The organism is Cellulomonas wangleii (assembly GCF_018388445.1).
Lineage (GTDB): Bacteria > Actinomycetota > Actinomycetes > Actinomycetales > Cellulomonadaceae > Cellulomonas > Cellulomonas wangleii.
The window spans coordinates 4,036,113-4,062,665 of record NZ_CP074405.1 but is presented as its reverse complement, the minus strand read 5'-3'; the positions used below and the strand labels follow the sequence as shown (position 1 = coordinate 4,062,665).

Here is a 26,553-nt window from a genome sequence, read left to right as displayed (position 1 = left end):
GGTGCGGCCCGGGATCTGGCTCGTCCAACCGATGGTAGGGCGCTTCTGTTCCCGTCCGCGGTCGGCGACCGCGCATCGGGCAGGTCAGGAGACGGTGATCTCCGTGACCTCGAGGCGGAACTGGCCGGCCGCGTTGGTCGGCAGCTCGGTGAAGTACAGGACGATCGTGGAGGCCTGCACCGGCTCGGCGAACGTGAGCACGGTGTCCTGGCTCAGCGTCCCCGAGGCCAGGAGCTCGCCCTCGGTCGGCGCCTCGGCCGTGGTCGCCCGCACCTCGACGTTGCCGCCGGTGCCGTTGACGTGCAGCGTCACGCCGCTGACGGTGCTCTGCCCGGCGAGGGCGAGCTCCAGGCCCATGCCCTCCTTGAGCCCACCGAAGTCGGGGCGGTTGTACGTGTAGGAGAACCAGAACGTCGACGGGTCGCCGTCGACGGCCAGCTCGACGTTCTCGACGCGCTCACCTGCGGGGTCGGTCGGGTCGAAGGTGCGGATCGACGCGACCACGGGCACCGGGCCGGCGGCCTGGTCCGGGGCCGCGGGCTCTTCGGGAGCGGCGGGCGCGGGCTCCGGGGTCGCCGGGTCCTCCTGGGCCGCGGTCTCCTGACCGGCGCCGGGCTCGCGGTCGTCGACCGGCGGCGCGAAGAGCGCGCGGGCGGCGAACACCAGGCCGACGAGCACGACGACGCCGACGATGACGAGGACCAGCGCCGTCGGGTCGAAGCGGCGACCGGTCTCCGGCTCGTCCTCGACGAACGTGAAGGGGTCGTCCGTGAAGGCCGGCCCGCTGTCCCAGGGCTCAGGCTCCGGGGTGGGTGCCACGGGAGGCAGGGACGCCGGAACCGCCGGCGGGTACGTGGCAGGCCCCGCGCTCGGCGCCGCGGCGGCGGGCGCCGCGGTCGCGGGCAGCACGCCCTGGCGGCGCGGCACCGCGGGCGGCGGTGTACCGGGGCGTGGTGCGCCCGCCGGCAGCTCGTCGAACGCGGAGCGCACCGACTGCCGGGCGACGCGGACGGGCGCGGCAGGGCGGTCGGCAGCAGCGGCAGCGGCCGCGGCCGCGGCACCTGCGGCCACCGCGCCGCCGGCGCCGGCGGGCTCGTCCGGCTCCTCGGCGGCGCGCCCGACGCGGATCTCGCCCCACGGCTCGAGCTCGTGGACCAGCTCCCCGGGCGTGTGCGGCCCGTCCTCGTGCGGGCCCAGCGTGACCACGCACAGCGTGTCGAGGTCGTTGGGCACGCCGGCCGCGATCTCGGCCGGCGGCACGGGCCGCCCGTCGAGCACCGGCGCAGGCTGCACGGACGTGTCGCGGTCGTGGTCGCGGTCCGTGGGCCACCGGCCGGTCAGGCCCGTGTAGAGCAGCCGGACGAGGTCGACGGTGTCGGTGCGGCTCGTCGCGCGCGGGTCGGTCAGGGCGGTGCCCAGCAGCGCGGCGTCGATCGCGAGGCCGGACACCAGCACGCGGCCGTCCGCGGAGACGTGCACGACCGACGGCCGCAGGGCCAGGTGGTGGACGCCGCGCCGGCGCGCGACCTCCAGCGCAGCGGCGGCCTCGCCGACGACGGCGCGGGCCTGGTCGGGCGTCAGGGGGCCGCGCTCGACGAGCTGGGCCAAGGAGGCACCGGTGATCTGCTCGGACACGACGTACCCGACGCCCTCGTGCATGCCGACGTCGAGCACGCGCACCAGCCGTGCGTCGGTGACGAGGGCGGCGCGGCGGGCGGCGTCGAGCGCGGGGGCGACCGCACCCGACTGCAGGATCCGCACGCGCACGGGACGGTCGAGGATCTGGTCGTTGGCATGCCACACGGAGACGCCGTCGAGGTCCGACGGGAGGGCGTCGACCACGCGGTAGCGCCCCGCGAGCACCGTGCCCCTGCCGACCTCTTCCGTCACCCTGCCACCTCCGGACCCCTCCGCGACCTCACGACCCGCGGATGCAGGCCCAGGGTGCATGCTAGACGGCTCACGGCCGCCGCCGCCCCCGCAGGCGTCGCAGCAGCGGCCCGACCAGCTGGTCGAGCTCGCGCACGCGCAGCAGGCGCAGCCCGCCCAGGTACACCAGCACCATCACGGTCCCCACCGCCGCGCACTGCACGAGCGCACCGGGGACCCCGTCGGGTCCCACGGTCTGGACGGCCAGCAGCACGGCGACGCCCACGGCGGCCGCGGCGAGCGCCGCGAGCGTGGCACGGGCGTGCGTGCGCAGCACGCGGGCCCCGTCGACGTCGCCGTCGAGCCGGCGACGCACCGCGCGCAGCGCCAGCAGGGTGCCCAGCAGGTACGACACGCTCATCGACAGACCCGCGGCGGCGACCCACGAGGTGCTGGGCAGCAGGGCCCGGCCCAGCAGGGTGCCGGCCACGACGACGACCGCCATGGCCGCCTGGACGGGCACCATGCTCTTCGCGTCCTCGTACGCGTAGTACACCCGCTGGCACATGGACCACGCACCGAACGCGGGCAGGCCGAGGGCCATGGCGACGAGCACCCCGGCCACCGCGTCGACGCTCCCCTGGGGCTGGCTCGCCAGGACGAGCCGCACCACCGGCTCGGCGAGCACCACGAGCCCGGCCGCGGCCAGGAGCGTGAACAGGCCCACGACGCGCAGCCCGGACGACAGGCTGGTGCGGACCCCGGCGACGTCGCGGTCGTGCGCCTGCGCCGACAGCCGGGTGAAGAGGGCGGTGGCGAGGGACACCGTGACCAGGGAGTGCGGCAGCATGAACAGCGTGAACGCGGTGTCGTAGGCCGCGTTGCCGGCAACCTCGGTGTGCGCCGGCCCGGCAGCGCCCGGTGCGGCGGACGCCACCCGCGACACGATCACGTACCCGAGCTGGCCGATGGTCAGCCCCACGAACGTCCAGGTGGCGACCGTGCCGGCACGTCCGAGCCCGGAGCCGCGCAGCCCCCAGCGCCAGCGGTACCGCACGCCGGCCCGGCGCAGGAACGGGATGAGCACGAGGGCCTGGCAGACCACACCGAGCGTGGCCGAGCCACCGAGGAGCGCGACCTGCCCCGCGGTCCAGCCGTCGGCGGAGCTCACGTCACCGAACACGACGATGAACAGCCCGAACCCGGCGATCGACACGACGTTGTTCACGGCGGGTGCCCACATGTACGGCCCGAACGACCCCCGGGCGTTGAGCACCTGCCCGAGCAGCGCGTACGCGCCGTAGAAGAACATCTGCGGCAGGCACCAGTACGCGAACGTCGTCGCCAGTGCCTGCTGCGCGGCGTTGCCCGACTCGGCGTAGAGCGACACCAGCAGGGGGGCGGCGAGGGTGAGCGCCACGGTGACGCCCGCGAGCAGCGCGAACCCGAAGCTCAGCAGCCGGTCGACGTACTCCTGGCCGTCGTGGCGCTTGTACGCCCGGACGACCTGCGGGACCAGCACGGCGTTCAGGACACCGCCCGCGAGCAGCATGAAGAGGACGTTGGGCAGCTTGTTGGCGACCGCGAAGGCGTCGGCCGCCTGACCCGTCGCGCCGATGGCCGCGATGAGGACCGCGACGCGCAGGAACCCGAGCAGGCGTGAGACGGCGGTCCCGCCGGCCATGAGCGCGGCGCCACGCCGGATGCCGCCGTCGGTGCCGCGGGTGCTTCCGTCGGTGCCGGGGGTGCTGCCGTCCTCGCTGCCCGGCCCGCCGGGGACGTCCTGCGGGTCGCCGGGGGGTGGGGTGGTGCCGCTCATGCCTCGTCCTCCGGTGTACCGCCCAGCACGGGCAGCGGGCGGGTGCCCTCGTCGTCGTGGACCAGGCGCGCGCCGCGCCGGGCGCTCTGCCCGCGGCGCACCGTCCGCCCGACGCCCAGCACGAGCCCGACGGCCAGCAGCACCCCGACGACGGCCGTCCCGACCGACTCGACGGTCGGCGACGCGCGGACGACGAACGTCACGGGCGTCGACAGCGGGCTGCCGTCGGCGGCGGTGAGCACGGCCTCGACGACCACCTCGCAGTTGGCGATCGCGTGCACGGCGACGGGGACCACGGCCTCGCCGCCGGCCGCCACCTGGACGTCCTCGCTGGGCCCGGTGCTCAGGCACGCCTTGCGCGGCGTGGCCTGCACGCGCACGGTCGCCGCGGTCGGCAGGTCGTTGCGGACCGAGAACCGGACCTCGCTGTCCGCGCTGACGAGGTTCTGCGTGCTGGGCTGGGCGAGCACGAGTCCGAACCGGCGCTCGTCGACGGCGGTCACCACAGTGTCGACGATCTCCTGCCGCACGGTCGGCTCGGCGCGCCAGGCCACGGCGAGCGGTGCCAGCACGGCCTCGTCGACACCGGCGAGCAGGGCCGTCGGGTCCTCCGTGACCTGCGCGAACCCGAGGGTCGCACGTCGCGCGTCGGCCAGACGGCGCACCTCGGCGGCCTCGAGCGCGGCCGGCACGTCGGTGAGCTGGGGCAGCGCGTCGCGCTCGTCGTCCCCGGCGCTGGCGCCCAGCAGCGCGGTCATCGGTGCGGTGCGGGACCACGGCGCGCCCTGGACGGCGTCGAGGACCGCGTCGACCAGCGCGGGGTCGGGCTCGGCGTCGCGCGGCAGGGCCACCAGCACGTGCTGCAGCCCTTCCGCGGAGCCGCGGGCGAGGACCGAGAGCTCGGCCAGCACGCGCTGGACGACGGTGGTGCGGGTCGCGTCCGGGTCCAGCGACGTGGGGTCGCTCAGCAGGCTCGTGAGGGTCGCGTCGGGGGCGAGACCCACGAGCGTGCCGCTCGGGGTGCTGAGGCTGGTGCGGGCGCCGCCCGCGTCGTCCTGCGACGGCTGGTCGTCGGGGGCGAGGACGAGCGCGGCCGCTCCGCTGCGCGCGGCCAGGTCGGCGGTCGCCTGGTCGGTCGCCGGACCCGGCGCCCACAGGACGTCCGTGCGCGCGGCGAGGGGCTGACCGGAGGCCACGACCTCACCCGTGGCCGCGTCCGAGGCGGAGGTCGCGACGTCGAGCAGGTCGGCCGCGTCCGCGTGCGCGAGGGCGACCAGGTCGGGGTCGGACCAGGGCAGCGCGATCAGGTCGCGGCCCACGGCGGCCGCGCGGAGCTCCTCGCTCCACGCGGCGACAGCGCCGGAGCCGGCGGCGGCCTGCGCCGCGAGGGCCGGGTCGACGGCCAGGGCGACGTCCGGGTGGGCGCGTGCGATCTCGAGGACGGACGCGAGCCGCCCCCCGGGCTGCACGAGCTCGGTGAGGGTCGGGCCCGGGGGCGCGACCTCGACGCCGGCCGGGACGACGGCCGGCCCGACGACCGGTGCGAGCACGGACACCCGGGCCTGGGCGACGTCGTCCGTGGTCGCCCACAGGGCGAACGTGCGCTGCAGACCGACGCGGGCGCGGGGCCCGTCGGTCGCCTCGACGGCCAGCCCGCGTGCACCCCAGGTGTCCGGGCGGTCGAGCAGCCCGACCGCGTCGGCGGGCACGGTGACGGTCAGGTCCACGGACGCACCGGGGGCCAGCGGCGCCTCCGCGGCGACCGCGGCGGCGGCCTCGCCCGCGCGACGCCCGTCGACCGGCTCGTCGAGCCACGTCTGCAGGTCGGCCCGTGTGCCCGGGCGCAGGCGCTCGAGACGGACCACCGCCCGCGGGTTCTCGATGACCTCGCCCGTGCGGTTGGTCAGGCGGGCGCGCACCACGAGGTCCTGCCCCGGGCGCAGCACGCCGGGGTTCACCTCGGTGATCTGCACGCGGACGTCGGACGCGGCCTCCTCCTCGGCGGTCGACGCAGCGGTCGACGCGGGGGTCGGCGAGCGGTCCGTCGCCAGGGCCGCCGACGGGACGGTCAGCGCCGTGAGGGCCAGGAGGGCGACGATCGCGGCGAGCAGGTGCGCCCGCACCCGGGGGGTCGGTGCGCTCATCCGTCGGTGAGGACCGTGAGCGCCATGCCCGCGAGGCGACGCTCGTTGGGGTAGGCCAGCCGGTCCGACAGGTCGGCGACGCGGACCCACTCCACGTCCTCCGCCTCGCCGTCCGGGTCGTTCTCCACGGTCAGCTCCCCGTGCAGCGCGCTGAGCAGGAAGTGGTGCACGACCTTGTGCACGCGGTGCTCCTCGCCGGAGAACCAGTAGTCGATGACCCCGAGGCGACGCAGCACCCGGCCGGTGATCCCGGTCTCCTCCGCGATCTCGCGGACCGCGGCCTCCTCGGGCGTCTCGTCACCCTCGAGGTGCCCCTTGGGCAGGCACCACTCGAGGCGTCCCGCACGGTTGCGCCGCGCGATCACGGCGGCGGCCAGGTGCCCCTGCTGCCGCGTGACGACCAGCCCTCCGGCGGACGTCTCGTCGACCACCGGCAGCGCGACGGCGTGCGTGCGCGGGTGGACGCGGGTCGGGTCGATCCGCAGCGGATGACCACCGGGCGGTGCCGGCACACGCCCGGGACCGGGCGGATGGGCGGCGGTGGACATGCCGACACTGTAACGACTCCTCCTCACCCGTTCTGTTCGTGCCGCGGCACACCCGTTCCCGGGCCCGTCGCGACCTCTGGCAGGCTTGTCGGGTGTCCGACGCCCCCGAGAACGAGCCCGACGCCGCGGCCGTGCAGCAGCTGCGCCGCCGTGCCCTGGAGTCCCTCGCCGCGATGGCGCCCGACGCCCTCGACCTCGGTCGCCGCTTCCGCGACGCCGGGTACGAGCTCGCCCTGGTCGGCGGGCCGGTGCGCGACGCGTTCCTGGGGCGCGCCAGCAACGACCTGGACCTGACGACCTCCGCGACGCCCGACCAGGCCGAGCCGCTGCTCGCCGCGTGGGGTGACGCGCACTGGGACATCGGCCGCGACTTCGGGACCGTCGGTGCCCGCCGGTTCGCGGGCCGCCGCGGGGCCACCGAGGACGTCGTCGTCGAGGTCACCACGTACCGCACGGACGCGTACGACCCGACGTCCCGCAAGCCGCTCGTGCAGTTCGGCGACACGCTCGAGGGCGACCTGTCGCGCCGCGACTTCACGGTCAACGCGATGGCCGTCCGGGTGCCGGACCTGACGTTCGTCGACCCCTTCGACGGCCTGACCGACCTGGCGCGCGGGGTCCTGCGCACCCCGATCGACCCGCGCCGCTCCTTCGACGACGACCCGCTGCGCATGATGCGCGCCGCGCGGTTCGTCGCCCAGCTCGGGTTCCGCCTCGACGACGACGCCCGCGCGGCGATCGTGGAGATGGCCGGTCGCATCGAGATCGTCTCCGCCGAGCGGGTGCGCGACGAGCTGACCAAGCTGCTGCTGTCCCCGCACCCGCGCGCCGGGCTGGAGGTGCTGGTCGACACGGGCCTGGCCGACCACGTGCTGCCCGAGCTGCCGGCGCTGCGGCTCGAGATCGACGAGCACCACCGCCACAAGGACGTCTACCAGCACACGCTCATGGTGCTGGAGAAGGCGATCGCGCTGGAGACGGGCCCCGACGGCCCGGTGCCAGGCCCTGACCTGGTGCTGCGCCTCGCCGCGCTGCTGCACGACATCGGCAAGCCCCGCACCCGCCGGTTCGAGCCGGGCGGCGGCGTGAGCTTCCACCACCACGAGGTGGTCGGTGCCAAGCTCGCGTCCAAGCGGCTCAAGGCGCTGCGGTTCGACAAGCAGACCGTGCACGACGTCGCGCGGCTCACCGAGCTGCACCTGCGGTTCCACGGCTACGGCGAGGGGGAGTGGACCGACTCGGCCGTCCGGCGCTACGTCACCGACGCCGGGCCGCTGCTCGAGCGCCTGCACCGCCTGACCCGCTCGGACTCCACGACGCGCAACCAGCGCAAGGCGGCCCGCCTCAAGGCCGCGTACGACGACCTGGAGCGCCGCATCGCCACGCTGCGCGAGGCGGAGGAGCTCGCGTCGATCCGTCCCGACCTCGACGGCACGCAGATCATGGAGATCCTCGGCATCCGGCCCGGGCGGGAGGTCGGTGAGGCGTACCGCCACCTGCTGGAGCTGCGCATGGAGCACGGGCCGCTGGGCGAGGAGCGGGCGCGCGAGGAGCTGCTGAGCTGGTGGGCCGCGCGGACGTCCTGAGGGGGTCCGCGGTCGCACCCCAACGGAACGGGCGTCCTGATCGTCCTTGAGGGTGTGACGACCATCGACGGGGCGACCCTCCTGTGACGCGGCGCTCCGGCGACGTGCCGGCCCAGCTGGTCCGCGACCGGTACCCGGCGCTCCTGGCGCGGGCGCGGATGCTCGTGCGCGACCCGGTCGCCGCGCAGGACCTGGTGCGCGACGCGCTGGTCGCGACCGCGACAGGACGGTCCCGGCCGACGTCGGTGCCGGCCGCCGAGCACGCCGTCCGGCGCTCCCTGGTGACACGGCTCCTCGACGGGCAGCGTGAGCGCGCCGCGGGGGAGCGGCTCGCGGCGCAGCGTGCCCCGGACGCGGCGGACCCGTCCCCGACCCCGGCCGGCACGACGGGCCCGGTCGACGAGGTCGAGGCGGCGCTCGCCACGCTGGAACCCCGCGAGCGGGTGTGCGTCGTGCTGCGCCACCTGGACGGGCTGTCGGTGGGCGAGGTGGGCGAGGTCCTGGGGCTGTCGGAAGGGCTGGTCAGGCGGTCCACGGCCGACGGCGTCCGCACCCTGTGCGCGCTGCTGGACGTGCGCACGACCGACCCGGACCGTGAGCGCGCGGACGGCGCGGTTCACCCGGCGGGCGCCACGCCGACCGTCGTGACCGAGGGGGCCCGGGACCTCACCGACGTGCTGCGCGCGGCCGAGGCGGAGCGCGCGGCGTGCTCGGAGGGGGAGCCGACCGTCGTCGCCGCCGCCTCCCGGGCCTTGGCCGCGGTGCGCACCGCCCGGGCCCGGCGCCGGGTGCTGGTCGTCGCGGGTGCGGCCGCCGCCGTCGCGGTGGTCGTGACCGGTGCGGTGCTCTGGTCCCAGCGCGGCACGCCGTCGTCCGCGGCACCCGAGCCGGGCGGGGCGCAGGTGCCGGGCCTGTCACCGCTGCGGCAGGCCGAGGAGTCCGACCTGCGGGGTGCCCCCGACGGCAGCGCGCTGGCCCTGTGGGTGCAGCCCGCGAGCGACGCCACGCCCACGCCCGCGGCCGGTGCCGGTGCCGCGTCGACGGTCGCCCGCCTCCTGCTGGTGCGTCCGGACGGTGACGTGCTGGACGTCGGTCCCGCGCCCGAGGGGATGCAGATGCTGACGGCCTGGGACCGTGCCGCGGGCACGGCCGAGTTCTGGGCGGAGGGGTCCTTCGGGGAGGCGACGGTCGTCGACCTGGTGAGCGGCCAGGTGGTGGGGACCACGCCGGACAGCGTCGACTGGGCGGGGGACCCGTCACCCGACGGCGCCGCCCGTGCCTGGACCTCGGACGCGGACCTGCACGTGGAGCGCGACGGGGTGGAGGTCCGGTACGACCTGCCGGCCACGGCGTGCTGGATGGTCGGGTGGTCCGACGACACCCACGTGCTGGTGGACTGCCCGCGGCTCGACGAGGCGACCCTGCGCCCGGCGGGTCTCGGCGCGACGACCCTCCTCATGGACACCACGACGGGGGCGATCACCGACCACCGCTCGGTGGAGGCCGGCGAGCCGAGCCCGGCGTACCCGGCGCACCGGCTCGCCGACGGACGGCTCGTCGCCTCGCTGGCGGTACGACCCGACCCCACCGGCGAGGCGCCGCGCACGTGCCCGCAGCGCCTGGTGACCCTGACCGGGCTCGACACGGCGCCGTTCGCCGAGGTCCCGTCGGACCTGCTGGCGGTGCTGCCCGGCGTGGCACCCGTGCCGGCCGGCCTGCTGGTGTCGGGGACGACCAACTGCGAGGGCACCGCCGGGTCGGCGGCGCTGTGGGCCGTCGACGGCGAGACCGGCGAGGTCACGGACGTGCTGCCGTCGGTCGAGACGTTCGACCCGACGCAGGCGGGGCTGCAGTCGTGGGTGGTGGGGGACTGACGCGGCGCGTCAGTCCACCCGCACCACCAGCAGGCAGACGTCGTCCTCCTGGTGCTCGTCGACCAGGGTGCCCGTCAGGGCGTCGCACACCTGGCTCGCGGTCGCGTCGTCGGGCACCGCGGCCAGCGCCGCGGACAGCGTCTCGATCCCCTCGCGCAGCCCGCGGTCGCGACGCTCGACCAGCCCGTCGGAGTACAGCACCACGAACGCACCGTGCGGCACGTCCGCCGCGGCCTCCGGGGTCGTCCCGGGACGGACCGGCGGCAGGCCGATCGGCGTGCTGCGAGCACCGTCGAGGCCCTGGACGTGACCGCCGGGCAGCCGCACGAGGACCGGCGGGTGCCCCGCGCTCGCCCAGGTGAGGCGGGCGCCCGTGGGTGTGCGCTCCCAGCGCACGAGCACGCACGTCGCGATGTCGGCGACGTCGAGCGCGCGCACCAGGCCGTCGAGCCGCTCCAGCGCCTCGCCCGGACGGTCGCCGCGCCACACCGACGCGCGCAGCAGCGAGCGCAGCTGACCCATCGACGCGGCGGCGCGCAGGTCGTGACCCACCACGTCGCCGACCGCCAGGCTCACCGCGCCGTCGGGCAGCACGAAGGCGTCGAACCAGTCGCCGCCGACCTCGGCCCGGCGCCCCGACGGCAGGTACGAGGCCGCCACGTCCAGCCCGCCGACGTCGCCCAGCACGGGCAGCAGGCTGTGCTGCAACGTCAGCGCGGCGTCGCGCTCGGCCAGGTACAGGCGCACGTTCTCCAGCAGGACGCCGGCACGGCGGCCCAGGTGGGCGGCGGTGACGACGACCTCCCGGTCGAACCCGTCGACGTCGCGGTGCACCAGGCACAGCGCGCCCAGCACCCGGTCGCGTCCGGTGAGCGGCACGAGCAGGGCGCTGCCCAGGCCGAGCGTCTCCAGCAGCCGCAGCTCGTCCGGCGTCGTGCGCGACGGCAGGCTCGCGACGTCCACCGGCATGGGCATGGGCACGTGGTCGTCACCGGCGGCCAGCGTCTGGGCGACGCGCGGCGACTGGGTCAGCCACGTGGTGCCCTGCGTGCCCAGGGCGTGCGCGACGGGTGCGTGCGCCGGGTCGGCCGTGACGACGTGCACCCGCTCCAGGTGCCCGGTCTCGCTCGCCATCGCGACGAACCCCCACGTCGCCAGGCGGGGCACCACCAGGTCGGCCAGGGCGTCGACGGCGTCGCCGAACTCCAGGTGCCGGGACAGCTCCTCGCCCATGCGCGCCAGCAGCTCCAGCCGGTCGGCCGTGCGGTGCATGAGCGAGAGCTCGAGCGTGCGCGCCGCCTCGCCGACGGCCTCGGCGGTCACGTCGACCTGCACGCCCACCCGGTGGGTGACCTGGCCGTCCGCGTCGCGCAGGTGCGTGATCGCCAGCTGGTTCCAGAACTGCGAGCCGTCCTTGCGGACGTTGAGCAGCAGCTCCTGCACGTCGTCCCCGCGCTCGAGTGCGGCACGCAGCCGCGCCACCGCCTCGGGATCGGTGTCCTCGCACTGCAGGAACCGGCAGTTGCGGCCCCGGACCTCGTCGAGCGTGTACCCCGTGAGCGTGGTGAACGCCGTGTTCGCCCACACGACGGGGTCGCCGGGCAGCCGGGGGTCGGAGACCGTCATGGCCAGGGGCCCGCGCTCGAGGACGGCCTGGGCCAGCGGTCCGGTGAGGACGTCCTGCGGCAGCACCGGACTCGTGTGCGGTGCGGGCGCCTCGACGGGCCCGGTCCCGGCCGGCGGTGTGTCGTCCACCGTCCCTGCGCTGGTCACGTGGTCACCCCGGCGGGCGGTGCGGCGATCGGCACGGGGGTGCGCGTGCTGCGGGCGAAGACGACGGCGCCGGCCAGGTAGACCGCGGCCAGCCCGGCGAACAGGACGGGGGACCAGCCCGTGTCGGGCAGCGCGACGGCCGCGACCGCGGCGGCTCCGACGAACGCGGCGTTGTACATCACGTCGTACAAGGAGAACGCGCGGCCGCGGTAGGCGTCGGCGGTGTCGTGCTGCACGATCGTGTCGACGGCGATCTTGGCGCCCTGCGCCGCCAGGCCCAGCGCGGCGCCGGCCCCCAGCACGGCGGGCAGGGTCACGGTGAACGCCAGCAGCAGCTGGCTGACCACGGCCAGCAGCAGGCACAGGACGATCCAGACGTGCGGCCCGACGCGGGGGCTCAGCACGGGCGTCAGCACCACGGCCAGCGCGAACCCCGCGGCGCTGGCGGCCAGCACGCTGCCGAACGTGGCCAGGCCCGCGGCGACGTCCGCCGGGTCGGACAGCAGGTTGCGGGAGATGAGGATGCTGGCGATGAAGACGGCGCCGTAGCAGAACCGGTGCAGCGCCATGATGCCCAGCGCGTACGCGGGCGTGCGACGGGCGACGAGGTACCGGGCACCGTCCACGAGGCCGCGGGCCAGGTGGCCCAGGGCACGGCGGACGTCCGTGCCGGCCGTGCGCTCGTCCGGGCCGAGCTGGTCGGGCCCGAGCCGCGTGGCCAGGGCCGACGCGCAGGCCATGACGGCCGCGGCGACCAGCAGGGAGGTCGCGTCGCGCACCCGGCCCGTCGGCAGCAGCAGGCCCAGGACGAAGCCCAGCGCACCACCCACGCCCGCGGCCGCGGCGCCCAGCGTCGGGGTCAGCGAGTTGGCGGTCAGCAGCAGCGGGCCGTCGACGACCTTCGGCAGCGACGCCGACAGCGCCGCGAGCAGGAACCGGTTGACCGACAGCGCGGCCAGCGCCAGCACGTACACGGCCGGGCCGACGCCGCTGGTCAGCATGATGACCGCGATGACGACCGTGAGGGCGACGCGCACGAGGTTGCCGTAGAGGAGCACCTGCCGGCGCCGCCAGCGGTCCAGGAGCACACCGGCCCACGGGCCGACGATCGTGAACGGCAGCAGCAGCACCGCGAACGCGGCGGCCACGCCCGTGGCCGTCGACGCGTTCTCCGGCGAGAAGAAGAAGAGCGTGGCGAGCCCGATCTGGAACATGCCGTCCGACGCCTGGCTGACCAGGCGTACGGCGAAGAGCCGGCGGAAGCCGGTGAGGGGCCACAGGGCCCGGAGGTCGGAGATCACCTGCACGCGCCAAGATTACGGCGCGTGTCGTCGGCGGGGTGCCGTGGACCGGTGACCGCCGCTCCCGCCGGCGCACGATCTCCCGGATGACGCCACCACCGCATGGAGGCCCTGGGGCGTTCCAGGCGTGACAGGTCGCCTCGTCGCCCCCGCGGTGGAGTCCGACCTGGGCCTGGGTGCGCAGGCGGTGGTCGAGCACCCCTGAGCGAGGGGACAGACGTGAGGGGCTGCCGTCGACGTGCGACGGCAGCCCCTCAGGCGTCAGCTGGTGCGGAGCGGGGTCAGCGCTGGACCTGTGGTCGCGCCGAGCCTCCGCTCTGCTGCGGGCACCGGCCTGACGCTTCGCGCCGGGCCGGCACCCTCCGCTGCGCTGCGGCTCAGCGCTCCAGGTCGCCGCGGATGAAGGCCTCGACCTTGACGCGGCCCTCGGTGTCCTCGGTCTGCACCGGCGGGGACTTCATGAAGTACGTCGACGCCGACAGCAGGGGGCCGCCGATGCCGCGGTCCTTGGCGATCTTCGCCGCGCGCAGCGCGTCGATGATGATGCCGGCCGAGTTCGGGGAGTCCCAGACCTCGAGCTTGTACTCCAGGCTCAGGGGCACCTCGCCGAACGCGCGGCCCTCGAGGCGCACGTACGCCCACTTGCGGTCGTCGAGCCACGCGACGTAGTCCGACGGGCCGATGTGGACGTTGCGGTCGTCCTTCTTGCCGGCCAGCGGGCCGTCGGTCAGGTTCGACGTCACGGCCTGCGTCTTGGAGATCTTCTTGGACTCCAGGCGCTCACGCTCGAGCATGTTCTTGAAGTCCATGTTGCCGCCGACGTTCAGCTGGTACGTGCGGTCCAGGATGACGCCGCGGTCCTCGAACAGACGCGCGAGGACACGGTGCGTGATGGTCGCGCCGACCTGCGACTTGATGTCGTCGCCGACGATCGGCACACCGGCGGCCTCGAACTTCGCGGCCCACACCGGGTCGGACGCGATGAAGACCGGCAGGGCGTTGACGAAGGCGACGCCCGCGTCGATCGCGCACTGCGCGTAGAACTTCGCCGCGGCCTCGGAGCCGACGGGCAGGTAGCAGATCAGGACGTCGACCGCGTTGTCCTTGAGGGTCTGCACGACGTCGACGGGCTCGGCGTCCGACTCCTCGATGGTCTCGGCGTAGTACTTGCCGATGCCGTCGAGCGTGTGGCCGCGCTGCACCGTGACACCCAGCGGGGGCACGTCGCAGATCTTGATCGTGTTGTTCTCCGAGTTGAAGATCGCCTCGGACAGGTCGAAGCCGACCTTCTTGGCGTCCACGTCGAAGGCCGTGACGAACTCGATGTCCCGCACGTGGTAGTCACCGAACTGCACGTGCATGAGCCCGGGGACCTTGCCCTGCGGGTCGGCGTCCCGGTAGTAGTGCACGCCCTGGACAAGCGACGCGGCGCAGTTGCCGACGCCGACGATGGCGACGCGGATGGAGGTCATCCTCGCTCCTTCTCGTGTTGCGCCTCGGAGATGCCCTCGGCGTCGTCTGCAGCGATGGCCGGACGGCCACCGCCCTCGGGGCGAGCGCGACGTACGCCGCGCTCGTTGTCGATGAGGTCGTCCAGCCAGCGGACCTCGCGCTCGACCTGCTCGAGGCCGTGGCGCTGGAGCTCGAGCGTGTACTCGTCCATGCGCTCGCGGGTCCGTGCGAAGGACTGCCTGATGGTCTCGAGCCGCTCGGTCAGCCGGATGCGGCGACCCTCGAGGATCCGCATCCGGGTCTCGGCGTCGGTCTGGCCGAAGAACGCGAAGCGGACGTCGAAGTTCTCGTCCTCCCAGGACGCCGGGCCCGAGGACGACAGCACCTGGTGCAGGTGCTCCTTGCCCTCGGCGGTGAGCTGGTAGACGATCCGGGCGCGCCTGCTGGCCACCGTCCGGTCGTCCGGCGCCTCGACGCCGACGATCCAGCCGCGGTCCGCGAGCCCCTTCAGGCACGGGTACAGCGAGCCGTACGACAGCGCACGGAAGGAGCCGAGCACGAGGTTGAGCCGCTTGCGCAGCTCGTACCCGTGCATGGGGGACTCGGCGAGCAGGCCGAGGATGGCCGGCTCGAGCACGTCGGAACGTCCGCGCACCTGATCCTCCTCGTCTCGCCCGTCCGGACCGCGGACCCGGCGAGCGGCAGGATCCGATGTATCAACTCGATACATCCGGAGAGTATGCCGGACGGGGCGTCGCGCACAACACGCCGCGTCCGTGGGGGATCGGACGGGCGGGGCGCGGGAGGTGCCGGCGTCGGGAATCCGTCGAGGGAGCGTCGGTGGCGCGTGCCGATCATGTGAAGGGTCGTGCGGAACCGGACGTCCCGGGCGCGGGGCCGGGTGGTGCGTCCGGGGCGTTCGTCCATACTGAGGCCCGTCAGCGCCCGACCGGCGTGCCCGGACACGGGCCGCGGGGGGGCGCCGAACGCATCGTCGTCGCACGAGAGGTCCCCCCCTTGGCAGCCAGCAACCGCCGAACCGCGCCGCCGCGCGCCCGGCGCGCGACGCGTCGCCCCACCTCCGACACCGGTGAGCGCCGCCCCTTCTGGAACTACCCACGCCGCGAGCACACCGGCCTGCACCGGTGGCTGCCGTCGTGGCGCGTGGTCCTCGGGACGTTCCTCGGTGGCGTGTTCCTCGTGCTGGGGGCGGGCGCCGCGGCGTTCGCGTTCATCCACCCGGACGACCCGCTGGCCGAGGTCGAGTTCCAGACGACGACCGTGTACTTCGCCGGCGAGCAGCCGGGCCAGCCCGGGCCGGAGATGGGCACGTTCGCCAAGCAGAAGCGCGAGATCGTCGACTACGCGACGCTGCCGGCGCACATCGGCCAGGCGGTCGCGGCCGGTGAGGACCAGACCTTCTTCACCAACCGTGGTGTGTCGCTCACGGGCATGGCGCGCGCGTTCCTCAACAACATCCAGGGCAAGCCGACGCAGGGCGGGTCGACGCTGACCCAGCAGTACGTCGAGCGGTACTACCAGAACACGACCAAGGACTACTGGGGCAAGGCGAAGGAGGCGATCCTCGCCATCAAGATCGCCCAGAACGAGTCCAAGGAACAGATCATGGGGCGGTACCTCAACACGATCTACTTCGGTCGTGACTCCTACGGGATCCAGGCGGCCGCCAAGTCGTACTTCGACAAGAACGCCGCGGACCTCACCGTGGCCGAGTCGGCGATGCTCGCGGCCCTCATCCCGTCGCCCAACAACTGGGACCCGGCCGTCGCTCCCGAGAAGGCGCAGCAGCGCTGGGAGATCGTGCTGGACCGCATGGTCGACGGTGGGTGGCTGACGGCCGAGGAGCGCGCCGCCCAGACCTTCCCGCCGACCATCGAGTACGTGAAGTCCGAGATGTACCGCGGCCCCAACGGGTTCCTGCTGGAGATGGTCGAGAACGAGCTGCTCGCGACCAAGTTCTGGACCGCCGACGAGCTGCGCACCCGCGGCCTGAAGATCGTCACGACCATCGACCCCGCCGTGCAGGAGCTGGCCGTGCAGTCGGCGGCGCAGCTGCGCGCGGGCGAGCTGACCGACGGCGCGACGCCGCACGAGCGGCTGCGCATGTCGATCGTCACCGTCGACCCGGCCACGGGCGGGATCGTCGCCCTCTACGGCGGGCCCGACTACCTCACGGACACGCGCAACACCGCGACGTTCGACCGGATCCAGGCGGGCTCGACGTACAAGCCGTTCACGCTGGTCGCCGCGCTCGAGCAGGGGATCGGCCTCGGCACGACGTACGACGCGCGGTCCCCGCAGGAGTTCGACATCGGTGAGAGCAAGCCCTGGCGGGTGCAGAACTACGCCAACTCCAACAAGTACGGCACGATCGACCTCGTCAGGGCGACGGCGGACTCCGTCAACACCGTCTACGCCCAGCTGAACCTCGAGGTCGGGCCGGCCGAGACGGCCCGGGTCGCGCAGGCCGCCGGTGCGACGAACGAGCCGACCACCGTCCCGTCCAACGTGCTCGGGTCCGACACGGTCCACCCGCTCGACATGACGAACGCCTACGCCACGTTCGCGGCGCAGGGCGTGCACCGTGACGCGCACATCGTGCAGTCCGTGATCGAGGGCGAGTCGGTGTGGTCGCCGGACACGACCGGCGAGCAGGTGTTCGCGGCCGACGTGATGGCCGACACGACCTACGCGATGACCCAGGTCGTCGAGCGCGGGTCGGCCAGCAACCACGTCAAGCCGCTGCGTCGTCCGATCGCCGGCAAGACCGGCACGTCCACGGAGAACAAGTCGGCCTGGTTCATCGGCTACACCCCGCAGCTGGCGACCTCGGTCGCCCTCTCCCAGATCGGCGAGGACAACAAGGCGCAGGACTCCATCGCCGCCTGGGGGCGGGTCGAGGACGTCACCGGTGGCTCCTACCCCGCGCTGCTGTGGTCCCACTACATGAAGCAGGTCTTCGAGCAGCCGAAGTACGCGGAGGTCCAGCAGTTCCCGGCCCGGGCCAACGTCGGTGGCAAGCCGACGCCCGCCCCGACCGAGACGGCCCCCGAGGAGCCTGCGGTGACCGAGGAGCCCGAGGCGCCGGCCGAGGCGCAGGTGCCGGGTGGGCTCGTCGGGCGCACCGAGGCGGACGCCGCGGGTGCGCTTCAGGGCGTGGGCCTGGTGCCGGCCGTGGTGACCGAGCGGTCCACCACCGTCCCGACCGGGCGGGTGATCCGCGTGGAGCCGGGCGAGGGTGCCACCGTCGCCGGCGGGTCCACGGTCACCATCGTGGTGTCCAGCGGACCCCCGCCGCAGCCCACCCCGACGCCACCCCCGGCACCCGCGCCCGAGCCGACGCCCACGGACCCGCCCGAGGGCGGCGCCGCTGCCGGCGGTGGTGCGGCGGGCGGCGGCACGGCGGGCGGCGCGGTCGGCGGTGCGGTCGGTGGTGCGGTGGGCGGCACGACGGCCGGCGGCGCCGGTGCCGCCGGCTCGCCGGGCGGCGGACCCTCCGGGTCCGCCGGCCGTTGAGCACGACCAGGCGTCCGGGTGACCGGTCCCGCGGGCGATTCGGTCCGCGGGCCGGGAACCGGTAGTCTGGGCGATCGCCGTCCCTCACGGGACGGTTCGTCGTGCCCACCACCCGACACCTGTCGGACCCGGGCACGCCGAGACGCTTGAGACCCTCCTGCCACGGACCGACCGTGGCCGCGAAGACCAGAGGAGGTGGGTATGAGCCTGCGTCAGTACGAGATCATGATCATCCTCGACCCCGAGATCGAGGAGCGCACCGTCGCCCCGTCGCTCGACAAGTACCTGACGGTCGTCAAGACCGACGGTGGGACTGTCGACAAGGTGGACGTGTGGGGCCGTCGTCGCCTCGCGTACGACATCAAGAAGAAGGCCGAGGGCATCTACGCCGTCGTCGACTTCACCGCGTCGCCCGCCACGGCCAAGGAGCTGGACCGTCAGCTCGGCCTCAACGAGGTCGTCCTGCGCACCAAGGTCCTGCGCCGCGAGGCCTGAGACCTTCGTGTCGGTGCCCGTCGCTAGCGTCGGGCCCCAGCATCCGCGGCGTCACGCCGCAGCCGAACCTTCCGAACGAGCGAGGAGGCCGTCATGGCCGGCGAGACCACCATCACGGTGATCGGGAACCTGACCGGGGACCCGGAGCTGCGCTTCACCCCGTCCGGTGCCGCGGTCGCGAACTTCACGGTCGCGTCCACGCCCCGCACGTTCGACCGCCAGTCGAATGAGTGGAAGGACGGCGAGACGCTGTTCCTCCGCTGCTCCATCTGGCGTGAGGCGGCCGAGTCCGTCGCCGAGTCCCTCACCAAGGGCACCCGCGTCATCGTGCAGGGCCGCCTCGTGCAGCGCTCGTACGAGACCCGCGAGGGCGAGAAGCGCACCGTGTACGAGCTGCAGGTCGACGAGGTCGGCCCGTCGCTGCGGTACGCGACGGCCAAGGTCACCCGGACCCAGCGGTCCGGTGGCGGCGGTGGCTTCGGTGGTGGGTCCGGCGGCGGCGGTGGCTTCGGCGGTGGCGGCTTCAGCGGCGGTGGCGCGTCCTCCGGTGGTGGCGGCCAGACCGACGACCCGTGGGCCACGCCCGCGGGCGGTGGGTCCGGCGGCGGCTACTCCGACGAGCCCCCGTTCTGATCGGCGCCTCGCACACCTGAACTTCTCATCCCCGAGCACGGCAACGCTCGGGGCTCCACAGACAAGGAGCACCACGATGGCCAAGCCCGTCGTCCGCAAGCCCAAGAAGAAGCAGAACCCCCTGAAGGCCGCCAAGATCGACACGGTCGACTACAAGGACACGGCTCTGCTCCGCAAGTTCATCTCCGACCGCGGGAAGATCCGCGCGCGTCGCGTGACCGGTGTCTCCGTGCAGGAGCAGCGCCAGATCGCCCGTGCCGTCAAGAACGCGCGCGAGATGGCACTCCTGCCGTACTCGTCGTCGGCCCGCTGAGAAAGGACTGACCCATGGCGAAGATCATCCTGACCCACGAGGTCACCGGTCTCGGTGCACCTGGCGACATCGTCGAGGTGAAGGACGGGTACGCCCGTAACTACCTCATCCCGCGCAACCTGGCCACGCCGTGGACCAAGGGTGCCGAGAAGGACGTCTCCGCGATCCGTCGTGCCCGCAAGGCGCGCGAGATCGCCACGCTCGACGACGCGAAGGCTGTGCGGGACTCCCTGCAGGCCAACCCCGTCACCGTCTCGGCCAAGTCCGGCGAGTCGGGCCGCCTGTTCGGCGCCGTCACCACGGCCGAGATCGCTGCCGCGATCAAGGCCGCCGGTGCCCCGGCCGTCGACAAGCGCAAGATCGAGGTCGCCCAGGCGATCAAGTCGACCGGTGAGTACACGGTGCACGTGCGTCTGCACCCCGAGGTCTCGGCCGCGGTGACCGTCAAGGTCGTCTCTGCCTGACCCTCGCTCCCGCGAGCCCACGAGGCCCCGTACCGCTCCGGCGGTGCGGGGCCTCGTCGTGTGCCGGGGCCTCGTCGGGGCACGCCGGCGTGCGACGTCCGGAGGGTGGCGGGGCGCTGTCCGTCATCCGTGAGAGGGAGCCCGGGGTCGTCCTGCGGGGGGTCGGCACGCGTCACGGTGCCCCGTAGCGTCGACGGGAGGAAGCGCGGGACCGACGAAGGCACGAGGAGGGCGACCATGGGCACCACGAACGGCTGGGCACGGGGCGCACGCGTCCCCCTGGTCGCGCAGGTCACAGCGATCGTCGCGCTGGGCGCCGGGCTCGTCGTCGTCGGCGTCCTGCGCGCGGCGCACGACGTCCCCATGGCGATCGCGCTGGTGACGATGGGTGTGGCGATCCTGCCGGAGGCGGTCGTCCGCGTGCGTCGCGGGGTGCGGGAGCGCCGGACGACGGCAGCGGCCGTCGCGTCGGTCGGGGTGCTCGCCCCACGCCCAGCCGCCGCCCCGTCGGACGCGGCCGACGAGCTCGTCGCCGCCTGACGCGACCACGGGCGGGGGAGTCCGGATCCCCGCCGGCGACACGACGGGACGGTCGGCCGCCCGCGCGGACGCGCGCGACGGACGGGGTGACCGTGGCGGGCTCCTCGGTCTCGCGACGGACGGACATCTCCTCCCCGGGAGCGGTGTGCGCGGCGGGTGCCGTCCGTAGCCTGGCCCGCACGACGACGTGCGGGAGGACGCCATGACCGACGAGCAGCACGACCGGACGACACCCGAGGGTGACGTGAAGCGTCCGAGGAGCGACCAGGAGAGCGGCGCGTTCGTCGCCCTCGGCGTCGTCTTCTTCGTCCTCGGGATCAGCGGTGCTGCGCGCGGTGAGACCGCCCTGACCGCGTTCCTCGCGGTGGGTGTCGCCTTCTTCGCGATCGGCGTCGGCGGTGGGGCGAAGGCCCGCACGCAGGCGGACGGAACCGAGGACGGCCGACGCGACCGCTCGACGGGCGGGGACGGCGGCGCGGCGGCCCATGACGGCGACGCCCGTCCCGCCCCCGACGACGCGACCGGGTCGGACGCCGCCGGGACGGACAACGGCGTGGGCGATGGTGGCGGGGGCGGCGGCGACGGCGGGGGTGGGGGCGGGGGCGACTGAGCCGTCCGGCCGCGCAGGCGCCCTCCGTCCGGGGACGGAGGCGACAGATCCGTCCGCGGACGGTGCTGCGGACGCACGGCTCGGGCCTAGCGTCAGGGGTGCGCCGATCCGGCCCCGACCCGAGGAGACGAGATGACCGACCAGCGTCCGACGCCCCGCCTCGCCCGGTTCCGCCCCGCCGACCTGTGGGCGGCGGTGACCCCCGTGGGGTTCGTGCTGCTGCTGCTGGGCCAGAACGACGCGACCGCCCGCGGCACGGGCCTCGTCGTGGGGGCGATCGCGTGCTTCGCCGTGGGCGTCGCGGCCGTGGCCGTGGAGCGCGGGCGGCGGCGGTCCGTCGAGCGCGCCTGACCGGTCGGTCGTCCGGCCGGTGCGCGTCCACGCACCGGCCGGAGCCATGCGCACGGCGCGGGGATCAGGCGCCGACGACCATCCAGGTGTCACCCCGTGCCCGCAGCCCTGTGGTGACGGCGCGGGCGGCCATGAACACCACGGCGAACGCCACCCACAACCAGGCCAGCCCGGCGGCTCCGGGTGGGGCCCACGCGTGGACCGCGAGGGCGGCCGGGACGTACGCGACGAGGGTCGCGACCCCCGCCCAGGCGAGGAACGGCCCGTCGCCGGCACCGATGAGGACGCCGTCGAGCACGAACACCCACCCGGCCATCGGCAGGGCGACGGCAGCGACGAGGAGACCGGTGACGGCCGCGCGCCGGACGTCGGCGTCGGGTGAGAAGAGCGGGACGTAGAACGGCGCCAGGCCGCCGAGGACGAGCCCGAGAACGGCCCCCGCCCCGACGCCCCACTGCAGGGTGCGGCGGAGCACGGCCCGGGTCCGGGCGACGTCGCGGGCGCCCAGCGCGTGCCCCACGAGCGCCTGCGCGGCGATCGCGAGGGCGTCGAGCGCGAAGGCCGCCAGGCCCCACACCGCGTTGACGACCTGGTGCCCGGCCAGGGCGCTCGGGCCCAGGCCGGTCGCGGTCCAGACGGTCAGCAGGATCGCCAGGCGGAGCGTCGCGGTGCGCACCAGCAGGGGCAGGCCGGCGCGGGCGCTCGCCCAGACGCCGCCGGCTGCCGGTGCCAGGCTCGCGCCGGCCGCACGCGCCCCCCGGACGACGACCACCACGAGCCAGCCCGCCATGCCGAGCTGAGCGAGGGCGGTCCCCAGCCCGGACCCGGCGATGCCGAGGCCCGCCCCGTAGATGAGGACGGCGTTCAGCGCCGCGTTGGCGGCCGCACCGGACGCCGCCACCACCAGGGGTGTCCGCGTGTCCTGCAGGCCCCGCAGCGCACCCGTGGCGGCCAGCACCAGGAGCATGCCGGGCAGGCCGGGGGTGGACCAGCGCAGATAGCTCACGGCCTGGGTGGCGACGTCGCCGTCGGCGCCCAGCACCGCGACGAGCCAGGGGGCGGCCGCCCACGTCGCTGCGGCGAGCACGAGCCCGAGGCCCGCGCCGAGCCACATGCCGTCCACGCCCGTCTGCAGGGCGCCGCGCGGGTCGCCGGCGCCGAGACGTCGGGCGACCGCGGCGGTGGTGGCGTACGCGAGGAAGACGCACAGCCCGACGACCGTCACCAGCACCGTCGAAGCCAGGGCCAGCCCGGCCAGCGCGTCGGTGCCGAGGTGGCCGACCATCGCGGAGTCGACGAGGACGAACAGCGGCTCCGCGACGAGCGCACCGAGGGCCGGGACGGCGAGGGCGAGGATCCGCCGGTCGACGCCGGTGCGGTCGGTCGGCCGGGCCGGCGCGTCGGCGGGAGTGCGGGGAGCGGGGTCGGTCGGGCGTCCCCCGTGCGGCCCAGCGGAGTTGGTCGGGTCGGGCGACGCGGGTCCGGGGGTGTCCGACGGGCGGTTCAGGCGTCCACCAGGTGAACGCGGCACGAATCTTCCTCGCTCCACAGCACGTGCACAGCGTAAGTGCCGGTCGGAGCCTGTGCCGAGCCGCAGATCCGTCGCTGTCCACAGGTGTATCCCCAACCTGTGCACACAAGGTCGAACGGGTTGTCCACAGGCTGTCCACCGACCTGTGCACACACCCGTTTGGGTCCCAGGGGTTCGCGGCCTAGCCTCGCGAGGGCAGGTCCCCGGTGGATGTGGTCGTCCCGGAGGGGACCGCTCGTGGGTGACTGTCAGAGGGGCCCGGTAGAACAGGCGTTCGACGGGTGGGGACGAGCAGGAGCAGGTGACAGGTGACCATCGAGGACCTCGAGTACGGCGCGCCGCCGGACAGCGGACGCAGCAGCGGCGGCGGCTTCGACCGCACCCCACCGCAGGACCTCGAGGCCGAGCGGTCCGTGCTCGGCGGCATGATGATCAGCAAGGACGCCATCGCCGACGTCATCGAGCAGATCAAGGGCACCGACTTCTACCGCCCCGCGCACGAGGCGATCTACGACGCGATCCTCGACCTGTACGGCCGCGGTGAGCCCGCCGACGCCATCACCGTCGCCGACGAGCTGACCAAGCGCGGTGAGATGACCCGCGTCGGCGGCGCCGCGTACCTGCACACCCTCATCGCCGCGGTCCCCACCGCGGCCAACGCGGGCTTCTACGCGCGGATCGTGCGGGAGCGGGCCATCCTCCGCAAGCTCGTCGAGGCCGGCACCCGCATCGTGCAGCTCGGCTACGCGACCGACGGCGGCGACGTCGACGAGCTCGTCAACAACGCCCAGGCCGAGGTCTACGCCGTCACGGAGCGCCGCGCGTCCGAGGACTACCTGCCGCTGTCCGAGGTCATCGGCGGCACGGTCGACGAGATCGAGCGGGCCGGGCACCGCGGCGAGGGCATGATCGGCGTCCCGACCGGGTTCGCGGACCTCGACCGGCTGACGAACGGGCTGCACCCGGGGCAGATGATCGTGGTGGCGGCGCGGCCGGCCATCGGCAAGGCCCTGGCACTCGACACACCGCTGCCGACGCCCACGGGCTGGACGACCATGGGCGAGGTCCAGGTCGGTGACCAGCTCCTGGCCGCCGACGGCACGGTGACGCGCGTCGTCGCGGCGACCGACGTCATGGTCGACCGCCCCTGCTACCGCGTGACGTTCGACGACGGCTCGACCATCGTGGCCGACGCGCAGCACCAGTGGCTCACGCGCACCCGGTCCGAGCGACGGGTGGGCGCCGAGGGCTCCGTCCGGACCACCGAGGACCTCGCGCAGACCGTCCGGTGCGTGACGGCCGACTTGCGCGCGAACCACTCTGTCGCGACCACGGGCCCGCTGCGTCTGCCGGCCAGAGAGCTGCTCGTCGACCCGTACCTCCTGGGCGTGTGGCTCGGCGACGGGCACTCGACGTCGGCCCGGTTCACGAGTGCCGACGCGGAGATCGCGATGTGGGTCGAGGGGCGGGGGTACGACGTGCGTGCCGCCGGGCAGAACCGCGCCGCCGACCTGTACACCGTGCGGCTCCCGCGCGAGACGACGGCGACGCGACAGTGCGAGGTCTGCGGCACCGACTTCGTGCCCGCGCGCTCGCAGGTGCGTACGTGCGGACGGTCGTGCGGTGGGCGGGTCAAGACCCTCTCCGGCCCGGTTCCCGCCCCGACGTGTCCTGACTGTGGTGTCGAGACCACGGGACTCGTGCGCTGCCAGGATTGCCACGACCGGTACGGCACCGTGCAGGGACGGCTGCGCACCCTCGGTGTGCTGGGCCGCAAGCACATCCCACTCGACTACCTGCGGGCGAGCGAGGCACAGCGGCGCGACCTGCTGGCAGGGCTGCTCGACACGGACGGCACGGTGAACCCGACCGGGTCCGTGCAGTTCGCGGTGACCGACGAGCGGCTGGCGCGGGACGTGCGTGAGCTCGTCCACTCGCTGGGGTACCGGACCGGGTGGTCCGTCAAGCCTGTCCGCGGCCGCTCCGCGGCCTCGTCGACGTGCTTCACGATCACGTTCACCACCGACGACGACGTGTTCGCGCTCGAGCGCAAGAAGCTCGTCCACAAGGAGCGCCGTCGCCGGTCGACCGCGCGTCTCCACCAGCGGTACGTCGTGTCCGTCGAGCCGGTGGCGTCGGTGCCGGTGCGGTGTGTCGAGATCTCCCACTACTCGCACCTGTACCTCGCGGGCGAGTCGATGATCCCGACGCACAACTCCACGCTCGGCATCGACATCGTGCGGTCCGCCGCCATCAAGCACAACATGGCCGCCGTCGTGTTCTCGCTCGAGATGAGCCGCAACGAGATCACCATGCGACTGCTCTCCGCCGAGGCGCGCGTGCACCTGCAGAAGCTGCGCACGGGCGCGATGGGCGAGGACGACTGGGCCAAGATCGCCGCGACCATGGGCCGCATCAGCGAGGCCCCGCTGTTCATCGACGACTCGCCCAACATGTCGCTCATGGAGATCCGCGCCAAGTGCCGGCGCCTCAAGCAGCGTCATGACCTGAAGCTGGTCGTCATCGACTACCTCCAGCTGATGACGTCCGGCAAGCGCGTCGAGTCCCGCCAGCAGGAGGTCTCGGAGTTCTCGCGTGCGCTCAAGCTGCTCGCCAAGGAGCTCGAGGTCCCGGTCATCGCGATCTCGCAGCTGAACCGTGGTCCCGAGCAGCGCACGGATAAAAGGCCGGCGATGAGCGACCTTCGCGAATCGGGATCAATTGAGCAGGATGCTGACATGGTCATTCTTCTGCACCGTGAAGACGCTTATGAGAAGGAATCTCCGCGCGCCGGTGAGGCTGATCTGATCGTTGCCAAGCACCGTAATGGACCCACCGACACCATCACCGTCGCGTTCCAGGGGCACTACTCGCGGTTCGTGGACATGCAGATGTAGTGGCGGCTGTAGGTGTCGACGTGTTGTCGAGATGTCGAGATGTCGAGATGCAGGATAGTTTGAAAGTCGGGCCTGGATACTTTAAGTACGTACGGCAGCGGGTACTCGGGTGACCCGCTCGCTCGGGCGGAGGGCTACCGCAGGACGGCGTCGTCAGAGGCAGCGCGTTCGGCCAACGCCGCATGCATCAGGATCCCCACCCCGCCGGAGAACTCGACGCCCGTGAGATGCGACGAGCGCATCACCTCCTCGTAGGACCAGCGACGGTGCAGCTCGATCGATGCCAGGTTGCGCGGATTCACGACGTAGAAGACCTCGTCTGCGCGGTCCGCGATCCACTGCACGCGCACCTCGGTCAGAGCAAGAGCAATGCCCCTTCGCCGCCACGAGGGGTCGACCGTGACGCCGCCAAGGTAGTGACCCGTGGGTGCTGCATCTACTACCGCGGCGTGAAGGTACGTCTGGGCCCCGCCGACGGTGATCGGGTCACCCGCCTGCGACGAGCACTCCGCGACAAGGACGCAGCAGTCCGGGTTCTCCACCGCGCGCCGGTACGCATCCGGATGAGCTGGCCTGCCCGCTCGCCGCTGGATCTCCTGCATGGCGTCGACATCCCCCAGTGCGGCCGGCCGCACGGCGACCTGCGCTGGGCGATGCTCCGCACCGGGTCGGAAATCGGCGAAGCCAGCCATGTGCACGACGTTATCGGGCGGAGCTGAGTGGACTGTCAGTCCCTTCCGCATCTCGACATCCATCCGGCTCAGCCGCTGGCCGGGGTACATGCGGTTCGGGCTAGGACTCAAGCTTGAGGAGGGC

Annotated in this window: 21 protein-coding genes; 11 read left to right on the top strand and 10 right to left on the bottom strand. The window is 73.9% G+C overall.

The window, feature by feature from the left end:
• Positions 1 to 84 precede the first annotated feature (84 nt).
• From KG103_RS18615 to KG103_RS18600, 4 genes are all read right to left on the bottom strand, one after another.
• Entirely contained in the window at positions 85 to 1,890 is a 1,806-nt protein-coding gene (locus KG103_RS18615) for a protein kinase family protein (RefSeq protein WP_207340046.1), read from the bottom strand.
• Between the two features lie 70 nt (positions 1,891 to 1,960).
• Positions 1,961 to 3,688 carry a murein biosynthesis integral membrane protein MurJ gene (murJ, locus tag KG103_RS18610; RefSeq protein WP_207340045.1) on the bottom strand — a complete coding sequence of 576 codons (1,728 nt, stop codon included), beginning with the start codon at positions 3,686 to 3,688 and terminating at the stop codon, positions 1,961 to 1,963.
• On the bottom strand, positions 3,685 to 5,832 hold the full coding sequence (locus KG103_RS18605) for a DUF6049 family protein (RefSeq protein ID WP_207340044.1): 2,148 nt from the start codon (positions 5,830 to 5,832) through the stop codon (positions 3,685 to 3,687). Before KG103_RS18605 ends, murJ begins: the two co-directional genes overlap by 4 nt.
• Positions 5,829 to 6,380, bottom strand: coding sequence for an NUDIX hydrolase (locus KG103_RS18600; RefSeq protein WP_207340043.1), 552 nt, complete (start codon positions 6,378 to 6,380; stop codon positions 5,829 to 5,831). The genes KG103_RS18605 and KG103_RS18600 overlap by 4 nt, the downstream gene beginning before the upstream one ends.
• 173 nt (positions 6,381 to 6,553) lie before the next feature.
• Here KG103_RS18600 and KG103_RS18595 point away from each other — a divergent pair, with 173 nt between their 5' ends.
• Together KG103_RS18595 and KG103_RS19085 are read left to right on the top strand one after the other, a co-directional pair.
• On the top strand, positions 6,554 to 7,966 hold the full coding sequence (locus KG103_RS18595) for a CCA tRNA nucleotidyltransferase (RefSeq protein ID WP_242635297.1): 1,413 nt from the start codon (positions 6,554 to 6,556) through the stop codon (positions 7,964 to 7,966).
• An 83-nt stretch (positions 7,967 to 8,049) separates the two neighbouring features.
• Positions 8,050 to 9,840: a sigma-70 family RNA polymerase sigma factor gene (locus tag KG103_RS19085; RefSeq protein ID WP_264758259.1), complete on the top strand. Its 1,791-nt coding sequence runs from the start codon at positions 8,050 to 8,052 to the stop codon at positions 9,838 to 9,840.
• Positions 9,841 to 9,849: 9 nt separating this feature from the next.
• On the opposite strand, the gene KG103_RS18585 is transcribed toward KG103_RS19085, so the two are convergent.
• The 4 genes from KG103_RS18585 to KG103_RS18570 form a co-directional block, all read right to left on the bottom strand.
• On the bottom strand, positions 9,850 to 11,613 hold the full coding sequence (locus tag KG103_RS18585; RefSeq protein ID WP_249670671.1) for a SpoIIE family protein phosphatase: 1,764 nt from the start codon (positions 11,611 to 11,613) through the stop codon (positions 9,850 to 9,852).
• The gene (locus KG103_RS18580; RefSeq protein ID WP_207340041.1) at positions 11,610 to 12,920 is read right to left on the bottom strand and encodes an MFS transporter; all 1,311 of its coding nucleotides are present in this window, start codon (positions 12,918 to 12,920) and stop codon (positions 11,610 to 11,612) included. The genes KG103_RS18585 and KG103_RS18580 overlap by 4 nt, the downstream gene beginning before the upstream one ends.
• A 371-nt stretch (positions 12,921 to 13,291) precedes the next feature.
• Positions 13,292 to 14,386, bottom strand: a complete 1,095-nt coding sequence (locus KG103_RS18575) for an inositol-3-phosphate synthase (RefSeq protein ID WP_207340040.1) — start codon at positions 14,384 to 14,386, stop codon at positions 13,292 to 13,294.
• Positions 14,383 to 15,021, bottom strand: coding sequence for a PadR family transcriptional regulator (locus KG103_RS18570; protein WP_207340039.1), 639 nt, complete (start codon positions 15,019 to 15,021; stop codon positions 14,383 to 14,385). Before KG103_RS18570 ends, KG103_RS18575 begins: the two co-directional genes overlap by 4 nt.
• Positions 15,022 to 15,383: 362 nt before the next feature.
• On the opposite strand from KG103_RS18570, the gene KG103_RS18565 reads away from it, so the two are divergent.
• The 8 genes from KG103_RS18565 to KG103_RS18530 all read left to right on the top strand — a co-directional run bounded on the left by KG103_RS18565 (position 15,384) and on the right by KG103_RS18530 (position 21,309).
• The gene (locus tag KG103_RS18565) at positions 15,384 to 17,903 is read left to right on the top strand and encodes a penicillin-binding protein (RefSeq protein WP_207340038.1); all 2,520 of its coding nucleotides are present in this window, start codon (positions 15,384 to 15,386) and stop codon (positions 17,901 to 17,903) included.
• Between the two features lie 201 nt (positions 17,904 to 18,104).
• Complete coding sequence (gene rpsF / locus KG103_RS18560; protein WP_207340037.1) at positions 18,105 to 18,398, top strand: 30S ribosomal protein S6; 294 nt, start codon at positions 18,105 to 18,107, stop codon at positions 18,396 to 18,398.
• 93 nt (positions 18,399 to 18,491) lie between these two features.
• Positions 18,492 to 19,031, top strand: coding sequence for a single-stranded DNA-binding protein (locus KG103_RS18555; RefSeq protein ID WP_207340036.1), 540 nt, complete (start codon positions 18,492 to 18,494; stop codon positions 19,029 to 19,031).
• A gap of 76 nt (positions 19,032 to 19,107) precedes the next feature.
• On the top strand, positions 19,108 to 19,344 hold the full coding sequence (gene rpsR / locus KG103_RS18550) for a 30S ribosomal protein S18 (RefSeq protein WP_062101988.1): 237 nt from the start codon (positions 19,108 to 19,110) through the stop codon (positions 19,342 to 19,344).
• Positions 19,345 to 19,358: 14 nt separating this feature from the next.
• A complete protein-coding gene (gene rplI / locus KG103_RS18545; RefSeq protein ID WP_089802863.1) occupies positions 19,359 to 19,808 on the top strand; it encodes a 50S ribosomal protein L9 in 450 nt (149 codons plus the stop codon).
• Between the two features lie 237 nt (positions 19,809 to 20,045).
• The gene (locus tag KG103_RS18540; protein WP_207340035.1) at positions 20,046 to 20,348 is read left to right on the top strand and encodes a hypothetical protein; all 303 of its coding nucleotides are present in this window, start codon (positions 20,046 to 20,048) and stop codon (positions 20,346 to 20,348) included.
• A gap of 202 nt (positions 20,349 to 20,550) precedes the next feature.
• A complete protein-coding gene (locus tag KG103_RS18535) occupies positions 20,551 to 20,958 on the top strand; it encodes a hypothetical protein (protein WP_207340034.1) in 408 nt (135 codons plus the stop codon).
• Between the two features lie 132 nt (positions 20,959 to 21,090).
• Complete coding sequence (locus KG103_RS18530) at positions 21,091 to 21,309, top strand: hypothetical protein (protein ID WP_207340033.1); 219 nt, start codon at positions 21,091 to 21,093, stop codon at positions 21,307 to 21,309.
• Positions 21,310 to 21,373: 64 nt separating this feature from the next.
• Here KG103_RS18530 and KG103_RS18525 read toward each other — a convergent pair whose 3' ends face one another.
• Entirely contained in the window at positions 21,374 to 22,666 is a 1,293-nt protein-coding gene (locus tag KG103_RS18525) for an MATE family efflux transporter (protein ID WP_249670905.1), read from the bottom strand.
• A gap of 482 nt (positions 22,667 to 23,148) precedes the next feature.
• Between KG103_RS18525 and dnaB the strand changes: the two genes are divergently transcribed.
• Entirely contained in the window at positions 23,149 to 25,737 is a 2,589-nt protein-coding gene (gene dnaB / locus KG103_RS18520) for a replicative DNA helicase (protein ID WP_207340032.1), read from the top strand.
• 134 nt (positions 25,738 to 25,871) lie between these two features.
• Here dnaB and KG103_RS18515 read toward each other — a convergent pair whose 3' ends face one another.
• A complete protein-coding gene (locus KG103_RS18515; RefSeq protein WP_207340031.1) occupies positions 25,872 to 26,519 on the bottom strand; it encodes a GNAT family N-acetyltransferase in 648 nt (215 codons plus the stop codon).
• Positions 26,520 to 26,553 lie beyond the last annotated feature (34 nt).